A 12793-nucleotide genomic window follows, 5' to 3' on the forward strand; every position below is an offset into this window, starting at 1 on the left:
GATAATCACCATACTGCTATATGTCCGTCCGTTCTATGTTCTGTTCCGCCGCACAGTGTTCCTTCTTCAGATCTTAATATCATTTGCCCGCGTCCGAATGAATTCAAATTCGGTTGAATTTTTACTTCATGCCCTCTTTTTATCAAATCATTTACTATATGGTATGGAACTGTTGGCTCAATTTCAATTTGTTTACCTTTTATCCACTGCCATCTCGGAGCATCTAAAGCTTCCTGAGGATTCATATGAAAATCAATTAAATTTGTAATTACTTGAACATGACCCTGAGGTTGCATAAAGCCGCCCATTACACCAAAAGGTCCCACAGCTTTTCCGTCCTTCATCAAAAATCCCGGTATTATCGTATGATACGTTTTTTTATTCGGCATGAGACAATTATCATGATTATTGTCATAACTAAAATTATGTAACCTATTCGCAAAAGCTATTCCGGTTTCTGGTACGACTATACCGGAGCCAAACCCCATGTAATTGCTTTGTATATAGGAAACCATGTTGCCATCACCATCAGCAGTACATAAATAAACTGTTCCTCCGCTGTTTGGATCACCTGATTCAGGCATTAGAGCCATATCTGTTATAGTTTTTCTTCTTTTCTCGCTATAATCATCAGACAATAACTTATTTATATTTATTTTCATATAATTTGAATCCGTAATATATTTTTGTCCGTCTGCAAATGCAAGCTTTATAGCTTCAATTTGTTTATGATACGTATCGCTGTTGTCTTTATATGAAAAATCGAAACCCTTTATAATATTTAATGCCATCAAAGCAACTAAGCCCTGACCGTTAGGAGGTATTTCATAAACATCGTAACCTCTGTAATTTACAGTAATCGGCTCTACCCATTCCGGCTTATAATTTGCTAAATCTTCTTTTGATAAATAACCGTTATATTTTTTGAAGAATTCATCTATTTTGTCGGCTATGTAACCTTTGTAGAATGATGAACCATTAGTATCTGCAATTGATTCAAGGGTATAGGCATGGTGCGGCAGCTTCCAAAGCTCACCAAATTCTGGAGTCTTATTGTTCTTAGTAAATGTAGAAAACCAATATTTAAACTCTTCTCCCTGCTGTTTCTTATATATATTATAGCTTGTATCCCATGCTTTCTTAACATTTACTGAAACTGTAAATCCGTTTTTAGCATAGTTTATTGCCGGATTTAATACTTCTTTCAACGAAAGCTTTCCAAATTTTTCTGATAATTCTACCCATGCTGCAGGAGCACCTGGCACCATGACAGGTATCACCCCGTATTTAGGGATTTCATTAAATCCTCTATCTTTAAGCTTATCCATAGAAATACTGCTTGGCGAATACCCGCTGGCATTTAAACCATGAAGCTTATCCTTAATCCATACTAATGCAAATGCATCACTTCCTAAACCGTTTGATGTTGGTTCCACAACCGTCAGGCAGGCAGCAGTTGCAATAGCTGCATCTACTGCATTACCGCCTTTCTTTAACATTTCTAAGCCGGTCTGTGAGGCTAATGGTTGCGAAGTAGCTACCATGCCTCTATGACCGTAAACAACATTTCTTCTGGATGAGTATTTGTATTCTTCAGGATTAAATTTCATTCTTATCTCCCTATAGTATATATTAATGTAATTTATCGTTACCACGGGCGCAAGCTTCCCAGCCATCCCTGCGCTTTCCAGTATTCTACATCAGTTTTATTGAACCCACCTCTTTTCTGAGCTATACGCATTGCATAAAACAGTGCCTTTACCTTTATGTTCGGTGTCACATTTTTGGATTTCTTTATTATTTTTGCGGATATTTTATCCACATCCTTATAAATAACAGCTTTTTTATCATCACTTACGTCATTCCAGTTGATTGCGGCGACACCTTTGCCGTATTTGAATATTCTTGCAATCCCCCAGAAGGTAAGGCTGTCTGCAATATCCTTGTTTGTTGACTTCATACCTGCTCCTGCGGCTGTAGAAATTACGAGAGCAATTTTTCCGAACATTGTTTTATTTGGCCGGTGAACCATCCATTGATATCCGAAATGGTCAAGCAACGTTTTCATCTGTCCTGTGGTGTGATATACATATACGGGACTGGCAAAAATCAGCAAATCAGCTTTTTCAAGTGCAATTCTAACCTTATTAACCTGTTCATAATCAGGACAATATTCCTCTCCCTTCATGAAGCATAGACTGCAGCCTTTGCAAAAATGAGGCATGTCTCTTGGAAGAAAAATTTCCGTCACTTCAGATTTTTCATCTCTCAGTTTGTTTAAAAACAATTGCGCAATGTTATATGTACTTCCTTTGCGCTCAGTTCCGTAAACCAGTGTTATATTCATATCTTCCCCCACAGAAAGCACTACACTTTAAGCTCAATATCAACCCCGAGCAAATTACGGTTTTCTTCAAGAAGAGGCTTTATCACCTCATTGTAGAATTCCTCTACCTGCTGCGGTGCCCTTCCTGTGTAATTTGCCGGATTTATTGTGGCTTCAATCTCTTCCCTTGACATATTTATTACCTTGCTCTTTGACATCCTCTCAATCAGGTCGTTCTGCATTCCGAATTTTTTAACCTGCTCTGCTGCTTCCATTGAAAGAACTCTTATTTCTTCGTGGAGATCCTGCCTGTTTCCTCCACGCCTAACTGCTTCCATAATTATATTTTCCGTCGTCATAAAAGGAATCTCGTCACTTATATGCTTTTCTATTACTTTTTCATTTACAACCATTCCACTGAATATATTGATTGCAATACTCAAAATTGCATCTGCTGCTAAAAATCCCTGCGGCATAGCTAATCTTTTAATAGCCGAATCATCCAATGTTCTTTCTAACCACTGCGTAGTAACGGTATTAGCCATATTGGCTTCATTAGAAATAATAAAACGTGCCAATGATGCAATTCTTTCGCTTCTCATAGGATTTCTTTTATATGCCATTGCAGAAGAACCGATTTGATTTTTTTCAAAAGGTTCTTCTATTTCTTTTTGACTTTGAAGTATTCTGATATCATTAGTCATCTTATGTAAGCTTTGAGCTATGCCGCTTAGGGTTGACAATACATAAAAATCAACCTTTCGTGTATATGTCTGTCCGGTCAGCCTATATGCATCATGAAAGTCCATTTTCTCAACCACTAATTCTTCAAGCTTTTTAACCTTTTCTCCGTCGTTGTCAAACAGGCTCATAAAGCTTGCCTGTGTACCGGTGGTTCCTTTTACGCCTCTCAGTTTAACCAACGTCAAGACATGATTAATTTCTTCGTAATCTAAATATAAATCCTGAAGCCACAGTGAAGCTCTTTTACCGACTGTCGTAAGCTGTGCCGGCTGATAATGAGTGTATCCTAATGTTGGTATATCCTTATACTCTAAACAAAAATCTGATAAAACCTTTATTAAATTCACTAATTTCTTTTTTATTAACAATAATGCTTCCTTCATTAGGATGGCATCCGTATTGTCAACCACATACATGCTGGTTGCTCCCAGATGTATTATGGGCATTGCCTTAGGGCATGCAGTTCCGAATGTATGTACATGAGCCATTACATCATGTCTGAACTCTCTTTCTTTTTGAGCCGCCATATCGTAATCGATGTTGTAAATATTGGCTCTCATTTCGTCTATTTGTTCATCTGTTATGTTTAAGCCCAGTTCTTTTTCTGCTTCTGCCAATGCGACCCAAAGCTTTCTCCATGTTGAAAATTTCTTTTCATCGGAAAAGATATAGCTCATTTCCTTGCTTGCGTATCTTGTTATTAACGGATTTTCATATGTATCTCTTGACATTTCATAACCTCTTTTAATATATATTTTAATTCTTAACTCTTTCCTTTGATTCCCACACAGCGTATAAAATTAGTCCTAACCCGCAGAATAAAGCCCCTGATACCATTGCATACCGGATATTGATATCTGCCATTTTACCCAGAATAAGATTTATCATAATGGCGGTAATATTCATTATGGCTGAATAAACTGACAGCATGGTTGCACGGCTTGATGTTGTTATACGTCGGTTTTTTATATTAATGGATATGGGAATAAAAACCGATGCGGATATTCTCATCAAAACAATGCAAAGCACGGAAGAAACCGGATTTAAAACCACTGACATTGAAATACAGGATATGGCGGCCGTGCAAAATAACATCTTTATTGTCCTTCCTTCTCCTATCCTGTCTGTAATTATATGAGAATACGCCGAGAGCATTCCCGATACAGTTACAAGTATATAGATATATCCCATATATTTCGGAAGAATCCCGGACTGAAGGTACTGTACCTGACTTAAAAATACCGTGATTATCTGGTTGCTTTCCATCAGCAACGAAGCAGCCAGCAAAAACATGATAAATGCTTTATCCTTCATGAAAGACTCTGCGATTGCTTTTATTCTGACCTCTGCATTTGTGTATCCGTTCGTCTCCGGTCTTACTTCAATAAGAAACAATGAAGACAGCATTGCCGCGCCGTAAGAAACTACCGTCAAAAATGCAGCCGTTTCATAATTGTCATTTACATAGACAGAAAAAATTAATGAAGCAAATATCAATCCGGCAGTACTCATAGCTTCATAGATGCCGAACACGCTTTGAGTGTTTTCTTTATCTGCCGATAAATACAAATAAGCCGAATCGCATCCCGAAATGCCTGCCAAAACCACCGAAAGAATAAGCCTTTCCGCGGCAAACATAAAAAAATTATCAGCCTTCCAGAATACTATCTTGGATATAAAATATAGTATATTGCATACTACGATTGTCTTTTTATAGCCTATTTTGTCCGAAACATAACCCCATGGCAGCTCAAGCAATATCATAACCGTCAGTGATATGCTTTCTATAAGCGTAATGTCATACATCGAAAGCCCCTGTGCACGGCGGTACAGCGTTGCTATGGGACCGTAAAAAATCATGCCCTGAAGCAAGGCTATAGCATATAATAAATAAATATTAAGTTTTTTGTTTTCCAATTTAAAATCCTCCAATTATTTTTTTGCACAATAAAAGATGGTTATTGCATTAAAATAATTGAGTTTTTTAAATCGGATTGTTCATAGTTATTAGTTCCTTTATATATATTTATATTGTTTATTTTATATCTAAATTAAAAAGAAGTAAACAATAAACTTGTTTACTTCCATATATTTCTTTCTAATTATGCTATTTTGCGTATTCTGTTGCTCTTGTTTCTCTGATTACATTAACTTTAATCTGACCCGGATATTCCATTTCTTCTTCTATCTTCTTAACTATGTCTTTTGCAATCAAAATTATGCTTGAATCGCTTGTAACTTCCGGTTTAACGATAATTCGCACTTCTCTTCCTGCCTGAATAGCAAAAGATTTTTCTACCCCTTCAAATGAGTTTGATATTTCTTCAAGTTTTTCTAATCTCTTAATATAAGTTTCAAGTGTTTCTCTTCTTGCACCCGGTCTTGCCGCCGATATAGCATCAGCCGCCTGAACTAAAACTGCTTCAACAGTTTGTGGTTCAATATCTCCATGATGTGCAGCAATTCCATGAATTACTGCCTTGCTTTCTTTATATTTCCTTGCCAAATCCTCGCCTATAGTAACATGAGGACCTTCAACCTCATGATCAACTGCCTTGCCTATATCGTGTAATAAGCCGGCACGCTTCGCGATTTTAACATCTACTCCTAATTCTGCTGCCATTATACCAGCCAAATATGATACTTCCATAGAATGCTTCAATACATTTTGTCCGTAGCTTGTTCTAAACTTTAATCTACCTAAAAGTCTTACAAGCTCAGGATGAAGTCCATGTATACCGGTATCAAGTGTTGCCTGTTCACCTTCGTCTTTAATTTGCTGTTCAACTTCTTTTTTAGATTTTTCAACCATCTCTTCAATTCTTGCAGGATGTATTCTACCATCTGCAATTAATTTTTCAAGTGCTAATCTTGCAACTTCTCTTCTAATAGGATCAAATCCGGAAATTACTACTGCTTCCGGTGTATCATCTATTATAATATCTATACCCGTTAATTGTTCAAGAGCTCTGATATTTCTTCCTTCTCTTCCTATTATTCTACCCTTCATTTCGTCATTAGGCAGATCAACTACAGATACAGTGGTTTCCGCTACATGATCTGCAGAACATTTTTGAATCGCATATGTAATTATTTCACGTGCTTTTCTCTCTGCAGTTTCCTTTGCTTCTTTTTCTATTTCTTTCACTGCAATTGAAGCCTCTTGTTCTGCTTCCTTTTTAATGTTGTCAATTAAAATGCTTTTTGCTTCATCAGTTGAAAGTCCGGAAATTCTTTCCAGCTCTTCTAATTGTTGGTCATGGATTGCTTCTAATTTACTTTGCTTGGTTTCAACTTCTTTTAATTTCTTTTGAAGAGTTTCTTCTTTCTTTTCAACCTGCATGCTTTTAGTATCGAGCATTTCTTCTTTTTTGATTAGTCTTTTTTCTGATCTTTGTAATTCGCTTCGTCTTTCTTTGTTTTCTCTTTCATATTCATTTCTCATTCTATGAGCTTCATCTTTTGCTTCAACAAGAATTTCTTTTTTCTTTGTTTCTGCATCTTTTGTTGCATCATCGACTATCCTTTTAGCTTCTTCTTCAGCACTACCAATTTTGCTTTCAGATATATTTTTACGAATTATAAATCCTACTACTATACCTATTATTGCGCAGATAATACCTACTGTTACTTCTATTAACAATTCAGCACCTCCCGTTATTAAATTTTCAAGCTGCGAAATATTTACATTTAACTAAATGTTTATTAAATGATAATTTCTAAATTATATGAAATATTAAGTTATTTCTTGATACTTGAATATAATATATTCTATAATTTTTTATACATTATGTCAAGATAAATAGCAAAAAAACAGAACAGCAATGAGCCGTTCTGACTATTTTAATCAATTCTAACAAAATTCATTGTATTAATCATTTAAATCGCCTGATTTGTCCGAATCATCTGAACTTAACACTGCATCGCCAAGTTCAAATTTATCTCTTACCTTTTTTTCTATTTCACTCATCAGCTCAGGATTTGAAGTCAAGTAATCCTTGGAATTTTCTCTTCCTTGCCCTATTCTTGAGCTTTCATATGAATACCATGCACCTGATTTATTTACCACTCCTGCTTCAACTGCCATGTCTAATATACAGCCTTCTTTGGATATTCCTTTGCCATATATAATATCGAATTCTGCCTGCTTAAACGGCGGAGCAACTTTATTTTTAACAACCTTTACTCTCGTTCTGTTACCGTAAACATCATCGCCTTTTTTAAGCGATTCTATTCTTCTTACATCTAATCTCATTGACGAATAGAATTTAAGAGCTCTACCCCCTGTGGTAGTTTCAGGATTACCGAACATTACTCCCACCTTTTCACGCAATTGGTTTATAAATATGGCAACAGTATTGGACTTGTTAATTGCACCTGCTAACTTTCTAAGTGCTTGTGACATCAATCTTGCCTGCAAGCCCACATGAGAATCTCCCATTTCACCGTCTATTTCGGCCTTTGGAACTAATGCTGCAACAGAGTCCACAACAATAACATCAACTGCACCGCTTCTAACCAAGGCTTCAGCTATTTCCAATCCTTGTTCTCCTGTGTCAGGCTGAGAAATTATTAAATCTTCAATTGATACTCCAAGCTTTTTAGCATATCCCGGATCAAGTGCGTGCTCAGCATCAATGAACGCTGCAATACCGCCTCTTTTCTGTGATTCTGCAACTATATGTAATGCTACGGTTGTTTTACCGGATGATTCAGGTCCAAAAATTTCTACGATTCTGCCTTTAGGAACTCCTCCTATGCCTGTTGCAATATCAAGCGGCAAAGCTCCTGTTGATATTGATTCTATATTCAATTTTGCATTTTCTCCAAGCTTCATTATAGAACCTTTACCGAATTGCTTTTCAATTTGAGCTAACGCCAGCTCAAGTGCCTTATCTTTTTCCATCTCACAACTCCTTTGCGAACAATTGTTCTCTTTTGTTTATTATACAAAATAACAAACTCATTGTCAATAAATATATTAAAATAATACTATATTTTTAATTGTATTATTTTAATAACTTGAAATTTTTATTATATTCCATGCTTATATTTAATTAAAAAATTATACCATATTTTTCTACCTTTTTATAAAGAAGGCTTCTGTGAATTCCAAGCTCTGATGCAGTTAACTGAATATTATTGTTGTTTCTTTTTAAAGCTTCTTTAATTAATAATAATTCATACTTATTGACTAACGTCTTTAACTTCTTATCCGGACTGTCTTCGTTTTTAAATTTAGTGTAAGATATCATTTTAGAAGGCAAATCGTTTACCTGAATAACTAAATCTTCACATGACGCATAAGCACTCTTTATTACATTTTCTAATTCTCTTATATTTCCGGGCCAGTTATAATTTATTAAACACTTAACAACTTCATCGCTTATTGAAATTAAGGTTTTATATCTGCAATTTAAGCTTCTTAAGAAATAATCAGCAAAGAGTACGATATCATCTTTTCTTTCTCTTAATGGTGTAACTTCTATATTGACCACATTAAGTCTATAGTATAAGTCTTCACGGAATGTTCCGTTTAAAACCATTTCATTTAAATTTTGACGTGTGGCCGCTATTACCCTAACATCAATTGGTATGGTCTTAGTTGCACCAATTTTTTCCACTTCGTTTTCCTGAAGTACTCTTAATAATTTTGACTGCATATCATACGGCATATCACCGATTTCATCAAGAAATATTGTTCCTTCATTTGCAAGCTCAAATTTACCGGGCTTTCCTCCTTTTTTAGCACCGGTAAAGGATCCTTCTTCATATCCAAACAACTCTGATTCAATGAGGTCATGAGGAATAGCTGCACAATTTATGCTTATCATAGGTTTATTTTGCCTTATACTGTTTTTATGAATTGATTGTGCAAATACTTCCTTGCCTGTTCCTGTTTCTCCCGTTATCAAAATAGGAAAATCTGTCTTTGCGAATTTCATTGCACGTTTCTTTATACTGATAAAATTCTTATTTTTGCCAATCATTACATCAAAAGAATGGCTATTTGACCGAATTTTATTGTATTCTTCCTTATAATATTGCAACTCGGAATATTCTCTCATTAATTTTTGTGCTGAATCTAAGGTTTGAAGTCTAAATTTTACCTGAGCTACACCTGCTATAACTTTACCTTTTTCGTCAGTCACACAAGAGCGGTTCACTAATAAAAAATCATTTTCAACTTCTTTTGTTTCTCCCTTGCAAAATTTGTGTATCATTCCAAATTCATGATATTTCTTATTAACAATATCCACCATCTTAGAATTTGATATAATATTCAAAATAGATGAACCGATTGCCTCTTCCTTTGTTCTTCCAAGAAAGTCGCAATATTGATTGTTAATATCTACAATTATGCCATCCTCATCAACAACTATAAATCCATCATCTGTCATTTTTAGTATTTCGTCGAAAATATATTTATATTTTTCATTTCCTAATTTCATAAATTTACTCCAAAAAAAATATATTATTTATTGAATTAAATATTATGTCGTATTATAACACATTGTTATAAACTTATCAAACAAAAACCAAAAAGCTCCCGACAGGAACTTTTTAGTTGTAAATTGAATCAACCACCTATAGAGGCGAGGACGTCTAATTTAGTTATATTTCTAAGAAATTCTTTTCCCTTATGGCTTCTATCATTGCCGGAATGACTTCATATAAATCCCCGACAATTCCAAAGTCGCATATTTCAAATATAGGTGCTCTTGGATCTTTATTAATTGCCACAATATATTCAGATTCATGCATACCGGCCTGATGCTGAATTGCTCCTGAAATTCCACAAGCCACGTATAAATCAGGTCTTACCGTGGTACCTGTTTGACCAACCTGATGTGGACTCTCTATCCATCCGGCATCGACTGCAGCTCTTGATGAACCTACTTCCCCGCCTAATGCATCAGCTAATTCTTGTATCAATTTAAAACCTGCAGATTCTTTTAGACCTCTTCCTCCTGATACAACAACTTTCGCTTCTATAAGATTTACTCTCTTCTTTACGCTTGTAATCTTATCAATTAACTTAACCCTTAAATCCTCTTCATTTAATATGGGCATGATAACTTCCACTACACCTGTAATTTTATCAATTTGTTTTGCCTTTGCCATAACACCCGGTCTTACAGTTGACATCTGCGGTCTGTTCTTTGGACAAATAATAGTGGCCATTAAATTTCCGCCAAATGCGGGTCTTGTCTGAAGCAGCTTCCCGTCTGTTTCATCTATTTCCAATTTAGTGCAATCTGCTGTCAGTCCGGTACCAATCTTTGCAGCAAGTCTTGGTCCAATATCTCTGCCTATAGAAGTTGCACCTAACAAAACAATTTCCGGCTTTCTTTCATTTATCAGATTAGAAATAGTAATTGAATAGCCTTCTGTATTGAAATCTTTCAGTAATTCGTGTTCAACATATAAAACCTTATCCACACCATAATTCAGCAATTTTTCAGCTGCTTCCTTAACTTGGTAACCAACAACCACTACATTTAATTTCTTATTTATTGAATCAGATAATTTTCTGCCTTCACCTATTAATTCAATGGTTACAGGATGTATCTTACCACCAATAAGTTCTCCTATAACCCAGACATCATTATAATTATTTAAATTAATTTCTTGATTAACTTTTGCTCTTTCCATTATGCTCCTCCTCTCACTATATTAAATTTAATTCTGATAGCTTCCTTACTAATGTATCAGCTTTCTCTTTTGAATTCTGTCCCTCAATTATTTCTGAATGCTTGTCTTTCACAGGTACAAATGATTTGTATACATTAGTAGGTGAACCTTTTAATCCAATTTGAGTAGGATCAACAACTAAATCATTAAAGCTGAATATTTTAATTTTTTCCTCACCTTTATCTCCATAAGCTTTAAAAATACCTTTAATTGATGGATATCTCGGAGTATTTAATTCTTTTATAGCAGTTAATAATACCGGAGCAGCAACCTCAAAAACATATTCTCCGTATTCAGTAAATCTTGTAACTACAAGCTTGTCGCCTTTAACCTTTACTTCTTTTACATATGTTACTTGCGGAATATTCAAAAATTCAGCAATCTCAGGTCCTACCTGTGCCGTATCGCCATCTATAGCCTGTCTTCCACAGAATACTATGTCATAGCTTCCGATTTTCTCTATAGCAGCTGCAATAATTGTTGCAGTAGCCCATGTGTCAGACCCTCCAAAAGCCCTGTCACTTATTAATATTCCTTCATCTGCTCCCATAGCCAACGCCTCTTTAAGAACATCCTTGGCTTGTGGCGGCCCCATACTTATTACTATTAATTCAGCACCATGTTCATCTTTTAATTTCAGTGCTTCTTCAAGTGCATTTTTATCATCCGGATTCATAATACTTGGAACCCCGTCTCTTATCAATGTTCCGGTTTCCTGATTAATTCTTACTTCATTTGTGTCGGGAACTTGTTTTAGACATACAATAATTCTCATAATACCCTCCTAACCAAGTACTGCTCTTGAAATTACAACTTTGTGAATTTCAGAAGTACCCTCATAAATTTCAGTTATCTTTGCATCTCTTACCATTCTTTCTAATGAGTAATCCTTCATATAACCATACCCACCATGAATTTGTAACGCTTTATTGGCAACAAAGCTTGCTGTCTCGGATGCAAATAACTTTGCCATAGCAGCTTCTTTAGAGAATGGTTGTCCATTAATTTTCAGTGTTGCAGCTCTATATATCATCCATTTTGCACATTCAATTTTAGTAGCCATTTCTGCTATATACCATTGTAACCCTTGAAATTCAGCTATTGGTTTTCCGAATTGAACCCTTTCCTTCATATAAGAAGCAGCTTCTTCTAAAGCACCTTCGGCTATACCTAAAGCCTGTGCAGCTATACCAATACGTGCTCCATCAAGTAAAATCATAGCTATTTTAAATCCCTGTCCTTCTTTTCCAACAAGATTTTCTTTTGGAACACGGCAGTTATCAAATATTAATTCAGCCGTATTAGAAGCTCTTATTCCCATTTTATTTTCAATTTTTCCTATTGAAAAACCAGGTGTTCCTTTTGGAACTACTATTGCAGACAATCCTTTTACTCCTTTAGAGGTATCGGTAGATGCGAACAATACAACATAATCTGCTAAATTACCACCTGTAATGAAACATTTTGTTCCGTTGATTACGTACTCATTACCATCAAGAACTGCAGTCGTCTGAACTTTGGCAGCATCTGATCCTGCATTTGGTTCTGTTAAAGCAAATGCAGTTTTCATTCCACCGCTTGTTACAAAAGGTAAGTATTTTTGTTTTTGTTCTTCTGTTCCAAACTTCAATATACATTGTACAAACACATGATGAATTGATAATATGGCAGCTGTAGCACCGCATTTTTTAGCTATTTCAGATACTACAATTGCCTTTGTTACATCATCTCCGCCAGATCCGCCATATTCTTCAGGAACGCCTATTCCTGTATAACCCATTTTAGCCATTTTATCGAATGTTTCAAATGGGTATTTTCCTTCCTTATCTATTTCCTCTGCTAAAGGTGCAACTTCTTTTTCAGCAAACTCTCTGGCTACTTTTTGTATAACTTCTTCAGATATAGAGAATTTAAATTCCATCTTATTTCCTCCTATTATTTCATATTTTTACGATAACAAATGAAAAATTCATTTGTTATCGTAATCTATTTCAGGCATTTATAAAAACGCTATAATTAAGGGTGCTT

The 12793-nt window shown here is 35.3% G+C and carries 10 protein-coding genes; all 10 read right to left on the minus strand.

The window, feature by feature from the left end; genetic code table 11:
- Nucleotides 1-5: 5 nt before the first annotated feature.
- Nucleotides 6-1610 carry a gamma-glutamyltransferase gene (ggt, locus tag RT412_RS09835; RefSeq protein WP_313343033.1) on the minus strand — a complete coding sequence of 535 codons (1605 nt, stop codon included), beginning with the start codon at nucleotides 1608-1610 and terminating at the stop codon, nucleotides 6-8.
- A 38-nt stretch (nucleotides 1611-1648) separates the two neighbouring features.
- Complete coding sequence (locus RT412_RS09840; RefSeq protein WP_313343036.1) at nucleotides 1649-2347, minus strand: NAD(P)H-dependent oxidoreductase; 699 nt, start codon at nucleotides 2345-2347, stop codon at nucleotides 1649-1651.
- 20 nt (nucleotides 2348-2367) lie between these two features.
- Nucleotides 2368-3801, minus strand: coding sequence for an adenylosuccinate lyase (purB, locus tag RT412_RS09845; RefSeq protein WP_313343038.1), 1434 nt, complete (start codon nucleotides 3799-3801; stop codon nucleotides 2368-2370).
- A 25-nt stretch (nucleotides 3802-3826) separates the two neighbouring features.
- Nucleotides 3827-4987, minus strand: a complete 1161-nt coding sequence (locus tag RT412_RS09850) for an MFS transporter (RefSeq protein ID WP_313343041.1) — start codon at nucleotides 4985-4987, stop codon at nucleotides 3827-3829.
- Between the two features lie 190 nt (nucleotides 4988-5177).
- Complete coding sequence (gene rny, locus RT412_RS09855; RefSeq protein ID WP_398439258.1) at nucleotides 5178-6713, minus strand: ribonuclease Y; 1536 nt, start codon at nucleotides 6711-6713, stop codon at nucleotides 5178-5180.
- Nucleotides 6714-6941: 228 nt separating this feature from the next.
- Nucleotides 6942-7976 (minus strand): recombinase RecA, encoded by a 1035-nt coding sequence (gene recA, locus RT412_RS09860; RefSeq protein WP_313343043.1) that lies wholly within the window; start codon nucleotides 7974-7976, stop codon nucleotides 6942-6944.
- Nucleotides 7977-8127: 151 nt separating this feature from the next.
- The gene (locus tag RT412_RS09865; protein ID WP_313343045.1) at nucleotides 8128-9522 is read right to left on the minus strand and encodes a sigma 54-interacting transcriptional regulator; all 1395 of its coding nucleotides are present in this window, start codon (nucleotides 9520-9522) and stop codon (nucleotides 8128-8130) included.
- A 163-nt stretch (nucleotides 9523-9685) separates the two neighbouring features.
- Nucleotides 9686-10726 (minus strand): electron transfer flavoprotein subunit alpha/FixB family protein, encoded by a 1041-nt coding sequence (locus RT412_RS09870; RefSeq protein WP_313343048.1) that lies wholly within the window; start codon nucleotides 10724-10726, stop codon nucleotides 9686-9688.
- 16 nt (nucleotides 10727-10742) lie between these two features.
- Complete coding sequence (locus RT412_RS09875; protein WP_313343050.1) at nucleotides 10743-11540, minus strand: electron transfer flavoprotein subunit beta/FixA family protein; 798 nt, start codon at nucleotides 11538-11540, stop codon at nucleotides 10743-10745.
- Nucleotides 11541-11549: 9 nt separating this feature from the next.
- Nucleotides 11550-12686, minus strand: a complete 1137-nt coding sequence (gene acrC / locus RT412_RS09880) for an acryloyl-CoA reductase (RefSeq protein WP_313343052.1) — start codon at nucleotides 12684-12686, stop codon at nucleotides 11550-11552.
- Nucleotides 12687-12793: the final 107 nt, after the last annotated feature.

The organism is Sedimentibacter sp., from assembly GCF_032080165.1.
In the GTDB taxonomy this organism is placed as follows: domain Bacteria; phylum Bacillota; class Clostridia; order Tissierellales; family Sedimentibacteraceae; genus Sedimentibacter.